We start from the raw sequence: 18,342 nt of genomic DNA, 5'->3' as shown, positions 1-18,342 counted from the left end.
CCTTCAGGGCCTCCACCCCCATCCCACCCGCTTCACCCCCACGTGATTCACCCCCCTTCCTCGTCCTCATCAGCAACACCGTGCTCACGGAAACGGAGAACCCCCATGTTCACGAGCCCCTGGCAGCGTCCGCTCATCCTGGCTGCGGCCTCCCTGGCTTTCGTCACCGGTACGGCGTGCGCCGCGCAAGCTGCGCAGTCCCACACCCCCGCAAGCTCCGTTTCCTCGGTCATGACCGGATCGCCCGCCCACTGCGGGCTCGGCGGTGAAGGCGGCGAGGGCGGAAAGGGTGGCGAGGGCGGCAAGGGCGGGGAGCCCGGCAAGCCCGGTGAGCCCGGCAAGTCCGGCGGGATCGGCTGCTTCCGGTTCGGCGACCTGCCGGACAAGCCGAAGTCGGAGCTGACGGTGGTGGACAAGGTGCGCATCGTGGTGACCCTGCTGGCCGACGACTCCGACGAGACGAAGGAGAAGATCGCCAAGAAGTACAAGATCTCGGAAGAGCAGATCGACTCCTGGAAGAAGAGCTACCTCGACGGCGACTGGCTCGCCCTGATGGGAAGCAACTCCCCCTTCTCCTCGCTCTCCACCTGAGGAACGGGCCCGTCCGGCCCCTGGCCGGCCGGGCCCTTCTCCGTCCGAATTCGCCAATTCACCCTTCACTTTTCACCGTTCACCGTTCGCCACATCATCGGCAAGGAGAATCCCATGCGCGTGAATTCCTGGAAGTTCCGTATCGGTCTGCTCATCTCGTCGACGTTGGTCGGCGCCGGTGCGATGGCACCCGCGGCCATGGCGGCACCGGCAGCGACCGGGACCGTCCGGACGGCCCCGGCGTCCGGCGGCTGGGGCGGATACGACAGTGGTGACAGCAGACCGGGCACGAGCCGGCTCGCCGGCAAGGTCAAAGTGGGCAACGGCAGCGTCCGCGTCGGGGACAGGGTCTGCGCGGGCAACTGCAACGGATCGGTCAACGGGACCAACGGGGGCGGCGGCGGCATCTGCGCCGGACTCTGCAACGGCAGCGCCAACGGCGGCACCGGCACCCAGGGCCGCCCGTCCGGCGACGGTACGAAGGGCGGCAACGGCGGGATCTGCGCCGGAGTGTGCGGCGGCAGCGTCAACGGCGGGAACGGGGGCAAGGGCGGCAACGCGGTCCCCGGCGGCGACGGGGGCAACGGCGGCAAGGGCGGCACCGGCGGCATCTGCATCGGCGTCGGCTGCGAGAGCAGCGGCCGCGGCGGCAACGGCGGAGCCGGCGGCGACGACGACTGACCGTCCGGACCGTCCGGACCGCCGGGACCGCCCGGCCGAGGCATCCACCCCGTGGGGCGAGCACCGCTCGCCCCACGGGCGTGCGTGTGGATCACTGGATAGACTGGCCGAGGGAGGCGCCTGATGGGCACGGCAGCGAACCGGGGCCTTTATACGGGCCGCGCCTCCGGTCTGATCGGGCTGCAGATCGCCGGTTACCGGATCGAGCGGATCATCGGCCGGGGCGGCATGGCCGTCGTCTACCAGGCGAAGGACCTGCGCCTGGACCGTACGGTCGCGCTCAAGCTGATCGCCCCGGAGCGCGTCCGGGACGAGGTGTTCCGGCGCCGCTTCGCCCACGAATCCCGCGTCGCCGCGAGGATCGAGCACCCGCACATCGTCCCCGTCTTCGAAGCCGGGGAGACCGACGGGGTCCTCTACATCGCCATGCGGTACGTCCCCGGGCCCGACCTGCGGACCCTGCTGGACCGGGAGGGACCGCTGCCCGTCCCGACCGCGCTGCGCATCGCCGCCCAGGTGGCATCGGCGCTCGACGCGGCCCATGAGCACGATCTGGTGCACCGGGACGTCAAACCCGCCAACATCCTGGTCGCCGAGGGCACCGACAGCGACCACCCGGAGCACATCTACCTCACGGACTTCGGACTGACGAAGAAATCACTGGCGCTCACCGGGTTCACCACGGCGGGCGAGTTCGTCGGCACGGTCGACTACATGGCTCCGGAACAGATCTCCGGGCGCCCGGTCGACGGCAGGTGCGATGTCTACAGCCTCGGCTGCGTCGTCTACGAGTCGCTCGCCGGCGGGCCGCCCTTCGTCCGGGACGATGCCCCCGCGCTGCTGTGGGCGCACCAATACGAGAAGCCGCCTCCCCTGACGGAGAAGCGGCCCGATATTGCGGCGGCGGCCGACGACGTACTGGCGAAGGCTCTGGCGAAGGTCCCGGAGGACCGCTACGACTCCTGCCTGGAATTCGTGGCGGCGTTGCGAGCGGCCACGGCCACGGCGCCCGTCCGGCGGGCCGCTCCGCAGCCCGGGGATCCGGGGGACGGGGCGCCGCCCAGGGAGCCGCCGGACTGGGCCCGGCCGGTGTTCACAGTCCCATGGAGACGGCCAGGCGGGTCATCTCCGCCGTGGTGTTGATGCCCAGCTTGGCGCGGATGCGGCGCAGGTAGGCGTCGACCGTGTGCTTGGAGAGTCCCATCGAGCGGGCCGTCTGCACGTAGGTGCACCCGGCGGCGATGTGACGCAGCGCCTCCTGCTCGCGCGGGGCGAGTGCGGCTGCGGGGGTCTCGGCTTCGGTGTGCGGCGCGACCAGTGTGAGGCTCATGGGACTTCCTCCGCTTCGGCTCAGTCATCACGGCTGCTCGCACCTTTGAAAGCAGAGGACATGTCCACGAATGTGAATGTATGTCCGTGTTAAAGAGCTTGTCGGTGGGAGTTCATGAGCCTGTCCGTCCTCTGTCACGGGCGTGTCACAGGGGAGGGGAGAAGGTCCCGAGAAGGTGAAGGGCGGGGACGGGAAGGGAAGAGAAGGTCCTCAGAAATCGACGAGGGACTGCTCGGCCCAGATGGTCTTGCCGAAGAGGGTGTGCCGGGTGCCCCAGCGCTGGGTGAGCTGCGCGACCAGCAGCAGGCCGCGCCCTCCCTCGTCGAAGATCCGGGCGCGCCGCATGTGCGGGGCGGTCCCGCTCGCGTCCGAGACCTCGCAGATCAGCGTCGTGCCCTCGTGGATCAGCCGGAGCTGTACGGGGGCCTCGCCGTAGCGGATGGCGTTGGTGACCAGCTCGCTCACCACGAGCTCGGTGACGAAGGCGGCCTCGTCGAGCCCCCAGACGGTCAGCTGGTCGGTGGCGTTGCGCCGGGCCTGCGCCACGAAGGCGGGGTCGGAGGGCAGGTCCCAGACGGCCACCTTGTCGGTGTGCAGGGCCCGGGTCCGGGCCACGAGCAGGGCCACGTCGTCTTCGGGACGGTGGGTCAGCAGAGCCGTCAGCACCCGGTCGCAGACGGTGTCCAGGGTGGAGGCGGGCCGGACCAGGGCCGCGAGCATGCTGTCCAGGGCCTCGTCGATGTCGTGGTCGCGGGCCTGGAGGAGGCCGTCGGTGTAGAGCGCGAGGAGACTGCCCTCGGGGAGCTCGACCTCCACGGTCTCGAAGGGCAGGCCCCCCAGGCCCAGCGGCGGCCCCGCCGGGACGTCGAGCAGGTACGCGGATCCCTCGGGGGAGACCACGGCGGGCGGTGGATGGCCGGCCCGGGCGGCGGTGCACCGGCGGGTCACCGGGTCGTACACCACGTACAGGCAGGTGGTGCCGATGCCGCTGGCGTCGTCCCGGCCCGCCTCCGAGGCCGACAGGTGGAGGATCAGGTCGTCGAGGTGGGTGAGCAGCTCGTCGGGCGGCAGGTCCACGTCGGCCAGGGTGCGCACCGCGGTGCGCAGCCGGCCCATGGTGGCGGAGGCGCGCATGCCGTGGCCGACGACATCGCCCACGACCAGGGCCACCCGGGCCCCGGACAGCGGGATCACGTCGAACCAGTCGCCGCCGACACCGGCCTCGCCGGCGGCCGGCAGATAGCGGGAGGCGATCTCCAGCGCCGACTGCACGGGCAGCGTGTGGGGGAGCAGGCTGCGCTGGAGCGTCATGGTGCTGGTGTGTTCCCGGGAGGTCCGGCGCGCACGGTGGAGGCCGGTGGCGGCCCTGGCCGTGAGCTCCTCGGCCAGCCGCAGGTCCTCCGGGTCGAAGGGCTCCCGGTTCCGGTGACGGCTGAAGAAGGCCAGGCCGAGGGTGGTACCGCCGTCGCGCAGCGGCACCAGCATCATCGAATGGGTACCGTGCTCGCCGATCCAGCCCGCCCCGGGATCCTGCGCGACCCACCGGGCTACGGCCGGGTCGGCGGTCCCGTACACGGCGCCCCGCCCCGCGGCCAGACACTCCACGGGGGGCGACGGCGCCGGGTAGACGGTCGTCTCCCCGACCGCGAACCGGGACTCCTGGCTCCCGCCGAGCACCGACCGTACGGCGCTGCGGGACACCGAGACCGGGCCCGTCGCGGAACCGGGGGCCGGGCCCTCGCCGCGCGGGGAGGTCTCCAGCAGGTCGACGATCGCGAAGTCGGCGAGCCGGGGGACGGCCGCGTCGGCCAGGTCCTGCGCGGTGCGGGCACTGTCCGGGGCGGCGGTGATGCGGGCCCCGGCAAGGGTCGGCGGGAGCGCCGCCCGCGGGGCGGTGTCACCCGCGGCCTTTTCGTGCGCGGTCAGGAACACGGCCCGTACCCGGCCGTCCGGACCCGGTACGGGGGCCAGCGAGGTCGCCCAGCCGTGCGCCGGCCCCGCGCCGGGCGGCCGGACGAAGCCGTCCACGGACTGCGGATCGCCGGTCTCCAGCACCCGGCGCATCCCCCGCTCGGTCTCCTCGCTCACCGCGTCGGGGGCGATCTCCGACAGGCGCAGCCCGCGCATCCCGGCCTCCGTGAGGGAGAGCGCACGGTGCATGCCCGCGTTCGCCCGCACCAGCCGCAGGTCCTCGTCGAAGACCGCCAGGACACAGGGGGACCGGTCGAAGGCCCATTCGCCCAGCGGCCCGTCCCAGGGGGCCTCGGGCGCCCCGGTCGCGGCGGACATCACGAACCACTCGGCCGCCCCTGCGGCGGCCGGCCTGCGGTGCGCGAGGAGTACCGCCTCCAGCCGCCGGCCGTCCCGGTGGCGCAGCGGTACGGTGCCGCTCCACCGCTCCTGCCCGGGCGCGACCGGCCGCGCCGCAGGGCCCGTACCGCCGGAGCCGGAGCCTTCCGCCGGGTCGGATCCGCCGGGCCGGTCCGCGAGCAGCTCCGCGGCGGGCCGCCCCACGACCTCCGCGGGCGCGTACCCGAGCAGCCGCCGGGCCTCCTCGCTCCACCCGGTCACGATGCCCTGTTCGCTGACGGTGGCCGTGGCCGTGTACGCCGTCCGGGGGGAGGCGTGCGTGGTCCGGGCGGGCTGCTCACCGGGAGGGGTGGGAAGTTGCTCCATCGCCGCTCATCTCGCCTTCGCTGGCCAGGGGCTCCACTGACAAGCATCGTCCGGCGCGGCAAGGAGCACCAACGCAGTGCCGTCAGCTGCCCGGGTGCGCGAGGACGAGCGCCAGGACCGCGTCCGCCGCCCGCCACACCACGGCGCGCCGCCGCCCGCCGAGGAGGGGCGGCCGCAGGCCCAGGATCTCCACCCGGCGCGGAGCGGCGCCGAAGACCCCGCTCCGGTCGGCCTTGACCGCCGCCTCCTTCAGGGCCCAGGCGGCGGCCAGGGCCTCGGGGCGGTCCGTACCGACGAGGGAGAGCTCCCCGGGCGTCAGGACGTGGTCCGCGACCCGGCGTACCGCGTCGGCCGAGGCGGTCTCGCACAGGTCCACCCCGACCGGCTGCGGCGCGAGGGCCGCCGCGACGTGCCCGGCGGTGTGGCTGATCGAGAGGTGCAGGTCCGTCCGCGGACCGCCGCCGACCAGGACGTACGGGCTGCCGTCCGCCCGGGGCAGGACCTCCACCTCCCGCTCCGGGGCGCCCACGGCCTCGTGGACCAGCCGCTTGGCGAGCAGCCGTCCGGCCGTCCACTCGGCCTGCCGCCAGGCGGGCAGCGCGTGGACCACGCGGCGTTCGGCCGGTGAGAGGACGGGGACCTGGCCGGGACCGCCGCGAGGGGCCACGAGGAGGACGGCGCCGCCCCAGCGGTGGACGTGACCCGGTGCGATCGGCGGGAAGCCGGTGCGGTGCACGACGGCGGCGGCCGGGGGGCGGGTCATGCGGCCCGGGCCGGGGCCGGGGCCATGGCCGTTGCCACGGCCACGGCCACGTGCTCACCCGGGTCCGCGTCGGTGTCCTCGACCTCGACCTCGACCTCGACCTCGACCTCGACCTCGACCTCGTCCGCGTTCACGAGCCGCAGTCCGTGCTCCAGGGCATGCACGGCCTCGCGGATCTGCTCGGGCGTGTGCTCACTCGTGAGGAAGAAGCGCAGCCGGGCCATGTCCTCGGGCACGGCCGGGTAGAGGATGGGGTTGACGCTGATCCCCCGCCGGAACAGCTCCTCCGCGAGCCGCAGCGCCTTCAGCGAGTCCCCGACGATGCACGGCACGACCGGCGTGTCCCGGCTCTCGCCCACGGGGATGCCCGCCTCCCGCGCCAGGCGGACGAACAGGTCCGCGTTCTGCGCGAGCCGCGCCACCCGCTGCGGCTCGGCCCGCAGCAGGCGCAGGGCCGTCAGCGAGGCCGCGGTGTCGGCCGGGGTCATGCCGGCGCTGTAGACGAAGCCCGGCACGGTGTAGCGCAGGTAGTCGATGACGGTGCTGCTCCCGGCTACGTAGCCGCCGCAGCTGGCCAGGGCCTTGGACAGGGTGCCCGACCAGAGCTCGACGGCGGAGCGGTCGATCCCGCAGTACTCGCCGACGCCCCGCCCCGTCGCGCCGATCGTTCCGATGCTGTGGGCCTCGTCGATCATCAGCAGCGCGCCGTGCCGGCGCTTGACCTCGACGAGGGCGGGCAGATCGGCGATGTCGCCGTCCATGCTGTAGACGCCTTCGACGACGACGAGCACCCGCCGGTACTGGTGGCGGACCTGCGCCAGGAGGGCGTCGAGCGCGGCCGCGTCGTTGTGCGGGAACGGCCGCCGGGTCGCGCCCGAGAGCTTGCAGCCCTGCAGGATGCTGTCGTGGGCGAGGGAGTCGTGCACGACCAGGTCCCCGGGGCCGACGAGGTGCCCGATCACGGTGACGTTGGTGGCGTGCCCGTTGGCCAGGGTGAGCGCGGACTCGCATCCGAGCAGGCCGGCGAGCTCCGCTTCGAGTTCCACGTGGAGCGGACGGCTCCCGGACAGCAGCCGGCTGGCGGACGCCGAGGTGCCGCAGCGGTCGACGGCCTCCCGGGCCGCCCCGGTCACCGTCGGGTGCGTGGCCAGGCCGAGGTAGTTGTAGCTGGAGAAGGAGAGCAGCTCGCGGCCGTCGACGACGGTGGTGTCCGTCATGCCAGCCTCGTGGACGAGGAAGTACGGATTGGCCAGGCCGGTGCGGGAGAGCAGGGCGACGCGCTCGCCGTGGGCGGTGACCTCGGGGAAGCATTCGATGCGGGTGAGCTCGTCGGGCAGCGTGGGCGCCTCCGGCGCCGCTTCGTCGATGGGTGCCGCTTCGGAGCTGGGCGGCGCTTCGTCGTCCGGTGCCGCTTCGGTGTGCGGCGCTCCGGTGTGAGGCGCTGCGGTCCCTGCCTCCCGCTCCTGGTCGGCGCGCTGTGCGGGGACGGCCGCCGGCGGTACGGGGGCCTCCGCGGAGCCGGTGGCGACGAGGGCGGCGATCCGTTCCACGGTCGGCCGGTCGGCCACCGCCTCGTCGAACCTCCACGCCGGCCACTGCCGCTTCAGGGAGGTGAAGAGGTCGGTCAGCATCAGGGAGTCGAAGCCGAGCTCCTCGATCAGCAGCTGGTCGCCGCGCAGGTGGTCCACCGGGAACGCGCTGATCCGGGCCACGTGGGCCAGCACGGCCCCGGTGACCTCGTCGAGGTCGGCGACCGGCGTGGTCTTCCCCGCTGCGGGGACGACGCCGACGGCGACGGGCGCGGGAGGGGCCGGGGCGGGGACGGCCGGGGCAGCGGGAGCCGCCGGGGCGGTGACCGCCGGAGGTGCGGGCGCAGGTTCAGGCGCCGGTGCGGGTGCAAGGACCGGCTCCGCCGGGGCCGGAGCGGCAGGAGCCGCCGGAGAGAGGAGCGCGGTCGTGGCGGCTTCCGGGGCTGCCTGTGGGACCGCGGCCGAAGCGGCGGGGCGCAGGGCCACAGGCCCGCGGACGGCGGGCGGGGTGACCGGGGCGGGAGAGGCGGCGGAGGCGGCCGGGGCGGGAGAGGCGGCTGGGATGGCCGGGATGGCCGGGGTGGCCGGGGTGGCTGGGGTGGGCGAGGCGGCCAGGTTGGCCGGGGTGGCTGGGTTGGGCGAGGCGGTGGGGTTGGCCGAGGCGGGCGGGTTGGGCGAGGCGGCCGGGTTGGCCGGGTTAGGCGAGGCGGTGGGGTTGGCCGAGGCGGCCGGGATGGCCGAGGCGGCCGGGTTGGGCGAGACGGCCGGGATGGCAGGGATGGCCGGGATGGGCGAGGTGGCCGGGGTAGGCGAGGCGGCCATGGTGGCCGGGGTGCCGGGTGTGGGGCGGCGGGTTGGGACCCAGTAGGACTGGCCGCCGAGCTTTGCCACCGGCAGGTCCAGGAGTCGGCGCTCGCCCTCGGCGATCAGGGCGCGCGGGTCGACCGGGGCGCCCAGGACCGCGAGGCGGGCGAGCGCCAGGACGAAGGTGCGTCCGTCGTCCGGCACCTCCCCGGTGACGGGGACGACCTGGACGTCGCCGTGGCCGGTGAGGTTGCGCCGGACCGAGGTGAGGAGCGAGCTCCCGCCGCCCACCTGGAGGAAGACGCGGGCCCCCTGGTCGTAGGCGGTGCGGACGGCGTCGTCGAAGCGAACCGGGGTGGACGCGTGCCGGGCCCACAGGGCGCGCAGCTCCTCGGGGTCGGCGCAGACCTCCGCGGTCACGGAGGAGACGAACGGTACGGCGGGGACGCCGATGCGGCGGGTGGCGAGGTCCGCGCGCACGGCCTCCTCGGCGCGGGCCAGCCGCGGGGAGTGGAAGGCGTTGGACACGTCGAGGGCCGCCGTGACGATCCCGGCAGCGGCGCAGGCCTCCCGCAGGGCGGCCAGGCCCTCGGGGGTACCGCTGACCACGACCTGCCGGGGCTGGTTGAAGCAGGCGAGCCACACGTCGTCGATGCCGTCGGCGAGCCGGCGGCAGGTCTCCTTGTCGGTCTGCACCGCCAGCATCCCGCCCCGGAGCCCGGTCTCGGCCCGCCGCAGGGCCGCGCCGCGGTGCACCAGCAGCCGGACGGCGTCCACGTGGGTCAGCGCCCCGGCCGCGGCGGCCGCCGCGAACTCCCCGGCGCTGTGGCCGAGGGTGAGGTCGGGGGCGACCCCGCAGTCGGCGAGGACCCGGGTGGCGGCGATCTGGACGGTGCCGAGCAGCGGCTGGCACACCTCGGTGGCGGCGAGCCTGCGCCCGAGCTCCCCGTTGTCCACGGGGAACGCCCGGTCGCCCCGGGGCAGGGAGGCCTCCCCGTACAGCAGGTCGGCGAGGTCGAAGCCGAGGCCGGCCCGGGCCACGGCGCTGAGCACGCAGACGGCCGAGCGGTAGGCGGGGAACCTCGCGTAGAGGTCCCGCATCATGCCGGGCCGCTGACTGCCCTGACCGGGGAAGAGGAAGGCGGTACGGCGCTGCGCGGCCGGCAGCGGGGCGTCGGCGGCGAAGGCGCCGTCGCCGAGGTCGCCCCGGGCTCCGGCGAGGAGCTGCTCACGGGCGTGGCGCAGCCGCTCGACGAAGGCCTCCGTGCCGGTGGCCACGATCGCGAGGCGGGCCGGGAGCGGCGCCCGTGACCCTAGGGTGTGGGCCACGGCCGCCAGCGGCGTACGGTCCGCCGCGTCGAGTACGTCGAGAACCTCGCCGATGTACTGGTCCAGCAGCTCGGGGTTGCCGGCCGAGAGGAAGAGGAGCTGGGGCCCGGCGTCCCCGGCGTCCCCGGTGCCTCCGGCGCTTGCGGTGTCCGAGGTGCGGTGCGGAAGCCGGGCAGGGACCGGCTCGGGGCGCTCCTCCAGCACCACGTGGACGTTGGTGCCGCCGAACCCGAACGAGCTGACGGCGGCACGCCGCGGGGCGCCGCCGCCCGGAAAGGGCCGGGCGGTGTCGGCGAAGCGCAGGCCGGCCGCGGCGATGCCCAGGTCGGGGTGGGGGGTGGTGGCCGGCTGCGGGACGACCGTGCGGTGGTGGACCACCAGGGCGGTCTTGATCAGCCCCGCGATGCCCGCAGCGGACAGCGAGTGCCCGATCAGGGCCTTGCCGGAGGCGAGGTAGCACAGCGAGGGGTCGTCGTCGGGGTACTCCGTGCGCAGCCGGCGCAGGGCCTCCGCTTCGGCGCGGTCCCCGGCCGCGGTGCCGGTGCCGTGCGCCTCCAGGAAGCCCACGGAGGACGGGGCGACCCCGGCGTCCTCGTAGGCCCGGCGCATGGCGCGCAGCTGGCCTTCGGCGGTGGGGACCAGGGGGCCGGGGGAGGCGCCGTCGTTGGCCGAGCCGATGCCCTTGATGACCGCGTAGACCCGGTCGCCGGCGGCGAGGGCGTCGGCGAGGGGCCGCAGCACGACGACACCGGCGCCCTCGCCGAGGACGAACCCGTCGGCCTCCGCGTCGAAGGGGCGGCACACCCCGCTGCCGGACAGGGCGCGGAGCCTGGAGAACCCGACCAGGCCGTCGGGGGTGAGGTTGAGGTAGACGCCGCCGACGAGGGCGGTCCGGCAGGTGCCCTGGCGCAGCTGGGCCATTGCCTGGTCGAGGGCGACCAGCGAGCCGGAGCACGCGGCGTCGACGGCGAAGCTGGGACCGCCCAGGTCGAACTGGCGGCTGACGGTGCCGGCCGCCATGTTGAGCAGGCTCCCGGGCAGGGTGTAGGCCTCGACGGTGCCGAGCCGCCGGGCCCGGTCCTTGACGGCGTCGAGGAAGCCGGGGTGGTCGTCCGGGTCCGCCGTGTCGGCCAGGGCGAGGGTGCGCATGTGGCCCGTCATCAGGTCCTTGTACTCGGACACCGACAGCCCGAAGAAGACCCCGGTGTTCTCCCGGTCGAAGTCGCCGCGGCCCATCCCGGCGTCGTCGAGGGCCTCGCGGCTGACGTCGAGGAGCAGCCGGTGCTGCGGGTCCATGGCCCGTGCCCGGGCCGGCGGCACCCCGTAGTGCAGGGCGTCGAAGCGGTCCACGGAGTCCAGGAAGGCGACCTGGTCCGTATAGGCGGCATTGGGGGCCGACCGGTCGCCGGGGGCGTGGAAGGCCTCGTGGTTCCAGCGTTCCCCGGGCACGGCGCCGAACTGCCGGGCCCCGCTCAGCAGGAGGTTCCAGTAGCCGGGGACGTCGGGGGCGCCGGGAAAGCGGCAGCCGAGTCCGATGATGGCGATGTCAGTCATGGCGGGTCTGCCTCCGGTCCGGATGGCGCACGGCGCCTGCGGTGTGCAGGACGGTCGCTTTCCACCGTGCCCGGAGGCGGTGCGGGGCCGTAGACCCGGCTATTCGTTACTTGACAGGTGCGGGGACCGGATGCGGGAGCTTCAGTCGCGGGGCACCGGAGACCGGGGTCCCGCCTCGGTCGCCTCTCGTGTCGCCTGCTGGGTCGCCTCCTGGAGGTGGGCGGCGATCAGGGCGAGGTCGTTGGCGATGTCCAGGATGCCGCTCGGATCGGTCGTCGGGGTCGAGGCGCCGGTGACGCCCGCGTAGAACACGTCGAAGGTGCCGTCGCCCTTGTCCAGGTAGCCGGCGATGGTGATGGCGCCGATGCCCAGGCGGTTGTTGAGCGCGTCCAGGCCGACGGCGGCGCCGGTCTTGGCGAACACCTTGCCGCGCGCCGGGCAGTCGCGGCAGTTCTCGGCCAGCAGCCCGTCGACCCCGAGGACGGGCAGCGCCTCGCGGAAGAGGCGTGCCTCGGGGGAGCGCAGCCAGTACGTCAGCATCTGGATCTCCGCCTGCGGCGTGGACCGGTCGACGGGGTTGCCGCCCCGCCCGTCCAGGAGCTGCACCTGTGCGCGGTCGACCCCGGCCCCGTCCAGGAACGAGGCCAGGACGGGGAAGCCGTCCATGCACGCACGGCTGCCCTTGCTGACCGCCATCAGGCACATGCCGAGGTTGGCGCCCAGGTTGTGGCTCACCTTGAGGATGAGCTCGGCGTAGTCCGCGAAGGGCGGCGAGGTGTACGCGGCCACCCGCGCCCGGCCCTCGTACCCGGCGGGCAGCCGGTCCACCGGGTTGGCTCCCACCGGATCCGCGGTCACGTCCACCCCGGCCCGTTCGAGGGCCTCGATCAGCGCGGTCCGGCCGAAGGACGAGGGGTCGGTGACGGGGGAGACCTTCAGCACCGGTGCGGCCCCCGCGGCGATGGTGCCGGACAGCCGGATCTGGGTGCCGTCGCCGGAGGCCGTGACCGTGACGGCCGTGGGCTTGCCCGCCGCCACGGTCTTCACCGTGGAGGTGACCCGGTACGGGGCGACCTTCGGCCGCCAGTCCAGCCCGGCGGGCTCCCCGGCGCGGTCCCCGGGGGTGGTCGTCAGGTCGATGAGGTTGTCGTTGAGGATCAGCGGGGTCGGGGTGGGGACGAGGACCGGTTCGGGCTGGAAGAGCCGGTCGTCGACGATCACGTTCCCGTCGACCCGGGTGATGCCGGAGTCGCGCACCCGGCGCGCGAGGAGGTCGATGCCGGCGAGCGGGTTCTGCGGGGTGAGCGTGGCGCCGGGGACGTCGTCGGCGTAGGTGTGGTCGAGGTCGGTGAAGGCGACCGTGCCGTCGGGGCGGGTCCTGCCGCCCATGGTCAGGTCGCCCTGCGCGACCAGGGCGAGATCACCGGTCAGGGTGGCGCCGCGCCGCTCGCCGACCGCGTAGAGCGGTGTCACGAAGCGGTGGCCGGCGCCGAGGGTGTGCCAGGCACCGGAGACGCTGAACAGCTTGGCCGTGGATCCGGGGATGAAGAGCTGCTCGGGGAAGCGGCTGTGTACGGTCCGCCCGCTCTGCGGATCGACCTGGAGGAGCCCCCACTGCGCGTAGCGGTACTCCGGCTTCCCCATGATCTCCGTGATCCGCGGGTCGAGCGGGTCGGAGCCACTGCTGCTGTCGGAGGGCGAAGGCGAAGGCGAAGGCGAAGGCGAAGGCGAGGGCGAGGAGGGCGAGGGCGTGGCCGCGGCCGCCGCGCCGACGGGGAGCGCCAGGAGCAGGAGGGCCGCGCATCCGGCGGCCAGGCGCCGCCGCAGGGACAGGTGGGGGTGCGTTCCTCGTGGCACGGCGAGCCCCGTTCCTCCAGGCGGCGGGCTCCGGCGATGTCACCCGGTCGCGTGTACCCGGCGGTACGCGGGGTCCAGTCAGCGTGGCACGGCCGCATCCGGCACGCACTTCGCCCGGGCCCCGCCCCGCGGCAGGTGCGGTCCGGGGCGGCGGCGTACGTTGGGAGGGGGGAGGGGGAGAGGACGACGGCCGCTGCAGGAAGGGCTGACCCATGGCAGACACGGCTGGTGCCCACGGCACGAACAAGGTGGCGCAGTTCCTGGAGAGCCCCTTCGTGGGGCTGTCCCCCTGGATCGTCTTCGCCTTCGTGGTGGGGCCCGGACGCTTCGAATGGGCGGTGGGGCTGGCCCTGGCCATCTCCGTCTGCCTCGTCGTCGGCAGCCGGATGCTCCGTCCCGGATCCTCCCTGAAGATCCTGGAACTCGCCGACGTCGTGTTCTTCGCGATCCTGACGGTGGTCGGGGCCTTCGCCAGCGACGGCACGCGCCGCTGGCTGGAGACGTACGCGGGCGAGATCTCGAACATCGCCCTCTTCGTCATCGCCCTCGGCTCGATCCTGGCCGGGGTGCCGTTCACCCTCCAGTACGCCCGGGAGCAGGTCGACCGGAAGTTCTGGGACTCGCCCGTCTTCAAGCGGACGAACTACCTGATCACCGGGGTCTGGGGGCTGGCCTTCCTGATCAACGCGCTCGTCGGGGCGTACGGCGACCTCGTGCTGCGCGACCCGGACAACATGTGGACCGGCTGGATCATCCAGGTCCTCACCATCGTCGGAGCGCTGCGCTTCACCGAGAAGTATCCGGAGGTCGTACGGGCCCGGGTCCGGGCCGGCGCCGAAGGGCAGACCCCGGCCGGCTCCTGACCCCGGCCGGTACCCCGGCCGTTACCCCGACCGGTTCCTGACCCCGAACGCCCAGCGGGGGCCGCCGCGGAATCACCGCGACGGCCCCCGCTGCCGCGAGGCGCTGGATCAGCCGGTGAACCCGGCCGTGATGGAGGTGAACTGCCAGTCGCTCTGCGCGATGCCGGAGCAGGTCTCCTGCAGGCCGCCGCCGGGGCAGCCGCGGTCGCGGTTCACCGACCAGAAGGCGAGGCGCGCGATGTGGTGGGAGTTGGCCCAGTTGCGGATGTCCGTCCAGTTCTGGACGGTGGTGGTCTCCTGGGTGTCGCTGAGGCCGTTCATGCCCGAGATGCCGATGTGGGAGTACGCGGTCGCGTCGTCCCAGCCGTAGACGGACTTCAGCTTGGCCTTGAGGCCCTCGGTGGCGCTGACGGTGCTGGCGTACATGTCCGTCGAGGCGTTGCCGAAGTCGAAGGGCATGATCGTGAAGACGTCGATGCCGGCGTTCAGCGCCTTGGACTGCTCGATCAGCCGGTTGCCCCAGCTGGTCGGGCCGGTGGTGGCGGTGCCGAAGGTCAGGATGGTCTTCAGGCCGGGGTTGTTCTGCTTGACGATCTTGAGCGCGCCGAGGATGCGGTCCTGGACCACGGCGTTCTCGAACTCGTCGGTGTTCTCGATGTCCACGTCGATGGCCTTGAGGCCGTACGCGGAGATGACCTGCTGGTAGGCCCCCGCCAGAGCCTCGGCGCTGGAGCAGTTGGGGCCGAGCTTGTTGCCCTGCCAGCCGCCGATGGAGGGCACGATGTCACCGCCCGCCGCGCGGATCGCGGCGATGGTGCTCTGGTCCACACCGCCGGTCAGCGGGCGCTGGCCGTCCCAGGACGCGTTGCAGCCGCCGGAGGAGAGGATGAACGCCATGGTGAACCACTTGGTGCCGGTCGCGTTCATCACCGTGGTCGGGCTCGGCGGGTTGCCCCAGCCCAGGTAGAGGTACGGCGCGGCCTGCTTGAAGCCGGTCGGCGGCGTGGTCCCGGTGTCGGTGGTGACGTTGACGGTGTTCGAGGCCGCCGAGGTGTTCCCCGCGGCGTCGCGGGCCCGCACGGTGAAGGCGTACGCGGTGCTGGGGGTCAGGCCGCTGACGGTCGCGCCGGTGGTGGCGGAGGTCGCGACCTTGGTGGCGCCCTGGTAGACGTCGTAGCCGTTCACGCCGACGTTGTCGGTGGAGGCGGTCCAGCTCAGGGATGCCGTGGTGGAGGTCTTGCCGGTGGCGGTGAGGCTGCCGGGCACGGTGGGCGCCTGGGTGTCGGCCGGGCCGCCGCCCGGGCCGTCCAGGGTGATGTCGTCGGCGTAGTAAGTGCCCTGCCCGTACCAGCCGTTGAGGTAGACCTCGGCGCTCGTCTGGGAGGCTCCGGTGGTGAAGGCGACGGTCAGCTTGGTGTACGCGGATGCCGAGGGGGTCCACGTGGAGGTGCCGCCGGTGACTCCGAGGTAGACGTAGCTGCCGCGGACCCAGGCGGAGAGCGTGTAGCTGGTGTTGGGCTGCACGGCGACGGTCTGGACGCACTTGGCGTTGTCGCTCGCGCCGGCCGCGCCGGCCAGTGCCTTGCTCCCGCCGTGCACCGGCGAGGCGACCACGGAACCCAGCCCGCCGGAACAGGACCAGCCGGCCGTGGTGCCGGACTCGAAGTCGCCGTTGGAGAGGATGTTGGCGCCGAAGGCCGCCCCGGGAGAGGTCAGCACCGCGGCGGCGCCGAGCAGGGTCGCACCGAGGCCGCAGGCCAGCCGGGTACGCGTTCGGGTAGGGGTACGCAAGGAAGTGCCTCCAGTGGGAATGGGGGGACGGCATGGAGCGCGATGCGTGGGCGTGCGGCCCGCCGGGGACGCGTGGGGACGGGGCGGCGGGCCCGTGGGTGGGGGGCCTGCGGCCGGGCGGGCGTGGGGAGTTGACCTCGTATCCGCGTCGTGTGCGCTCCGTGGCCGGGAACCTAATCCTCCGGAAGGACCGCCGTCAACAGGTCTGGACCAACTGATAGGTGGTTATCTCAATCGGAAGGTTTACTAACCTTGAAGCTTGACAAGCCTCCCGCCCCTTCGGAAGCATGTCGCGGTGCCAGCCTCCCGCCCCCACCACGTCGCCGTACTCGTCCTCGAAGGGGCGAAACCCCTCGACGTCGGCATCCCCGCCCAGGTGTTCACGACCCGCGCGAGCATGCCCTACGAGGTCCGGGTCTGCGGCGCCGCCCCGGGACTCGTGACCGGCGGTGACGGCCTGTCGTACTCCGTCGCCCACGGCCTCGAAGCCCTCGCCTGGGCCGACACCGTCTTCGTCCCCGGCTACCGCTTCCCCGACCGCGAGGACCCGCCGCGGGCCGTCGTCGACGCGCTGATCGCCGCCCACGAGCGGGGCGCCCGGCTCGCGGCCATCTCCACGGGCGCCTTCGCGCTCGCCGCCACGGGTCTGCTCGACGGCAAGCGCGCCACCACGCACTGGCACTACACCCGGGCGCTCGCGGCGAAATGGCCGCTGGTCCGGGTCGACGAGAACGTCCTCTTCGTCGACGAGGGCTCCGTGCTCACCTCGGCCGGAGCCGCCTCGGGCATCGACCTGTGCCTGCACGTCCTGCGCAGCGACCTCGGAGTCGCCGCCTCCAACCACACCGCCCGACGGCTGGTCGCTGCCCCCTACCGGAGCGGCGGCCAGGCGCAGTACGTCCAGCGCAGCGTGCCCGAGCCGCTCGGCCCGCGGTTCGCCGCCACCCGCGAATGGGCCCTGCACCGGCTCGGCGAACCCCTCACCCTGGAGACCCTCGCCCGGCACGCGGCGGTGTCCCCGCGCACGTTCTCCCGCCGGTTCGCCGAGGACACCGGATACACGCCGATGCAGTGGGTGATGCGCGCCCGCATCGACGTGGCCCGCGAACTGCTGGAGCGCTCGGAGCGCAGCGTGGAGCAGATCGCCGCGGACGTGGGCCTGGGCACCGGCGCGAACCTGCGGCTGCACTTCCAGCACATCCTGCGGACCACCCCGAGCGAGTACCGGCGCACCTTCGCCCGGGGCGAGTGAGTCCGGATCCGCCGCCGCTGAGTCCGGATCCGCCGCAGCGAGTCCCGATCCACCGCCGCTGAGTCCGGATCCGTCGCCGCGAGCCCGGATCCGCCGCCGCGTGGCGCGATCCTTGCGGACCGTGGCGATCGCGCCGCTGTCGCGGACGCCCCGGACCGGCGAACCTGGTGGGGAACCCAAGGGACAGGGAACAGGGAGACACCATGACTCGCATCGCCATCAACGGATTCGGCCGCATCGGACGCAACGTGCTCCGCGCACTGCTCGAGCGCGACAGCAAGCTCGAGGTCGTCGCCGTCAACGACCTCACCGAGCCCGCCACCCTCGCGCGGCTGCTCGCCTACGACACCACCTCGGGCCGGCTCGGCCGCCCGGTGACCGTGGACGGGGACGTGCTCGTCGTCGACGGCCGCCGCATCAAGGTGCTCGCCGAGCGCGAGCCCTCGCAGCTGCCCTGGGCCGAACTCGGCGTGGACATCGTGCTGGAGGCGACCGGCCGCTTCGCCACCGCCAAGGCCGCGAGCGCGCACATCGACGCCGGCGCCAAGAAGGTGCTCGTCAGCGCACCGGCGGACGGGGCGGACATCACGCTCGCATTCGGCGTGAACAGCGACTCCTACGACCCGGCGCTGCACACGATCGTCTCCAACGCCTCGTGCACGACCAACGCGCTCGCGCCGCTGGCCGCCGTACTGGACGAACTCGCGGGCATCGAGCACGGGTTCATGACCACCGTGCACGCCTACACGCAGGAGCAGAACCTGCAGGACGGTCCGCACCGCGACCCCCGGCGCGCCCGCGCCGCCGCCGTGAACATCGTGCCGACCACCACGGGCGCCGCCAAGGCCATCGGCCTGGTCCTGCCGAACCTGGACGGCAAGCTCTCCGGCGACTCGATCCGCGTCCCCGTGCCGGTCGGCTCGATCGTCGAGCTCAACACCACCGTCGCCCGTGACGTGACCCGCGAGGACGTCCTGGCCGCCTACCGCGCCGCCGCCGAAGGCCCGCTCGCCGGCGTGCTGGAGTACTCGGACGACCCGCTGGTCTCCTCCGACATCACCGGCAACCCGGCCTCCTCCATCTTCGACTCGCAGCTCACCCGCGTCGAAGGCCGCCACATCAAGGTGGTGGCCTGGTACGACAACGAGTGGGGCTTCTCGAACCGGGTCATCGACACGCTCGAACTGCTCGCGAGCCGCTGACAGCCGCTGATACCGGCCCCGCTCACAGGGCGCGGCCCCGGCCCGGGTTACGGGCCGCCGGGCGCGGGCGTTTTAACGCCCCTAACCGCCCGGCGCCACGCGTTAACCCCCCAAAACGGG

At 73.5% G+C, this 18,342-nt stretch carries 12 protein-coding genes; 6 read left to right on the top strand and 6 right to left on the bottom strand.

Annotated elements, in window-relative coordinates:
• The first annotated feature begins 105 nt into the window (after nt 1–105).
• The 3 genes from ACFWNV_RS34525 to ACFWNV_RS34515 all read left to right on the top strand — a co-directional run bounded on the left by ACFWNV_RS34525 (nt 106) and on the right by ACFWNV_RS34515 (nt 2,415).
• Nucleotides 106–591, top strand: a complete 486-nt coding sequence (locus ACFWNV_RS34525) for a hypothetical protein (protein WP_383954746.1) — start codon at nt 106–108, stop codon at nt 589–591.
• Between the two features lie 114 nt (nt 592–705).
• Nucleotides 706–1,272, top strand: coding sequence for a hypothetical protein (locus tag ACFWNV_RS34520; RefSeq protein WP_383954744.1), 567 nt, complete (start codon nt 706–708; stop codon nt 1,270–1,272).
• A 123-nt stretch (nt 1,273–1,395) separates the two neighbouring features.
• Complete coding sequence (locus ACFWNV_RS34515) at nt 1,396–2,415, top strand: serine/threonine-protein kinase (RefSeq protein WP_383954742.1); 1,020 nt, start codon at nt 1,396–1,398, stop codon at nt 2,413–2,415.
• Here the strand turns inward: ACFWNV_RS34515 and ACFWNV_RS34510 are convergent.
• From ACFWNV_RS34510 to dacB, 5 genes are all read right to left on the bottom strand, one after another.
• Nucleotides 2,366–2,602, bottom strand: coding sequence for a response regulator transcription factor (locus tag ACFWNV_RS34510; protein ID WP_383954740.1), 237 nt, complete (start codon nt 2,600–2,602; stop codon nt 2,366–2,368). The two genes, ACFWNV_RS34515 and ACFWNV_RS34510, sit on opposite strands and share 50 nt — an antisense overlap.
• Before the next feature lie 210 nt (nt 2,603–2,812).
• A complete protein-coding gene (locus ACFWNV_RS34505; protein ID WP_383954738.1) occupies nt 2,813–5,278 on the bottom strand; it encodes a SpoIIE family protein phosphatase in 2,466 nt (821 codons plus the stop codon).
• Between the two features lie 82 nt (nt 5,279–5,360).
• On the bottom strand, nt 5,361–6,041 hold the full coding sequence (locus tag ACFWNV_RS34500; protein WP_383954736.1) for a 4'-phosphopantetheinyl transferase family protein: 681 nt from the start codon (nt 6,039–6,041) through the stop codon (nt 5,361–5,363).
• Nucleotides 6,038–11,257, bottom strand: coding sequence for an aminotransferase class I/II-fold pyridoxal phosphate-dependent enzyme (locus tag ACFWNV_RS34495; RefSeq protein WP_383954734.1), 5,220 nt, complete (start codon nt 11,255–11,257; stop codon nt 6,038–6,040). The genes ACFWNV_RS34500 and ACFWNV_RS34495 overlap by 4 nt, the downstream gene beginning before the upstream one ends.
• 141 nt (nt 11,258–11,398) lie before the next feature.
• The gene (dacB, locus tag ACFWNV_RS34490; RefSeq protein ID WP_383954732.1) at nt 11,399–13,114 is read right to left on the bottom strand and encodes a D-alanyl-D-alanine carboxypeptidase/D-alanyl-D-alanine-endopeptidase; all 1,716 of its coding nucleotides are present in this window, start codon (nt 13,112–13,114) and stop codon (nt 11,399–11,401) included.
• 212 nt (nt 13,115–13,326) lie between these two features.
• Here dacB and ACFWNV_RS34485 point away from each other — a divergent pair, with 212 nt between their 5' ends.
• The gene (locus tag ACFWNV_RS34485) at nt 13,327–13,977 is read left to right on the top strand and encodes a hypothetical protein (protein WP_383954730.1); all 651 of its coding nucleotides are present in this window, start codon (nt 13,327–13,329) and stop codon (nt 13,975–13,977) included.
• Between the two features lie 108 nt (nt 13,978–14,085).
• On the opposite strand, the gene ACFWNV_RS34480 is transcribed toward ACFWNV_RS34485, so the two are convergent.
• The gene (locus tag ACFWNV_RS34480) at nt 14,086–15,768 is read right to left on the bottom strand and encodes a carbohydrate binding domain-containing protein (protein WP_383954728.1); all 1,683 of its coding nucleotides are present in this window, start codon (nt 15,766–15,768) and stop codon (nt 14,086–14,088) included.
• Nucleotides 15,769–16,063: 295 nt separating this feature from the next.
• On the opposite strand from ACFWNV_RS34480, the gene ACFWNV_RS34475 reads away from it, so the two are divergent.
• A complete protein-coding gene (locus ACFWNV_RS34475) occupies nt 16,064–17,020 on the top strand; it encodes a GlxA family transcriptional regulator (protein ID WP_383954726.1) in 957 nt (318 codons plus the stop codon).
• Between the two features lie 203 nt (nt 17,021–17,223).
• Nucleotides 17,224–18,222: a type I glyceraldehyde-3-phosphate dehydrogenase gene (gene gap, locus ACFWNV_RS34470; RefSeq protein ID WP_383954724.1), complete on the top strand. Its 999-nt coding sequence runs from the start codon at nt 17,224–17,226 to the stop codon at nt 18,220–18,222.
• Nucleotides 18,223–18,342: the final 120 nt, after the last annotated feature.

The sequence above is a fragment of the Streptomyces sp. NPDC058401 genome, from assembly GCF_042722885.1.
Lineage (GTDB): Bacteria > Actinomycetota > Actinomycetes > Streptomycetales > Streptomycetaceae > Streptomyces.
The sequence above is the reverse complement of the archived record's forward strand: the minus strand, read 5'-3'. Positions and strand labels throughout refer to the sequence as shown.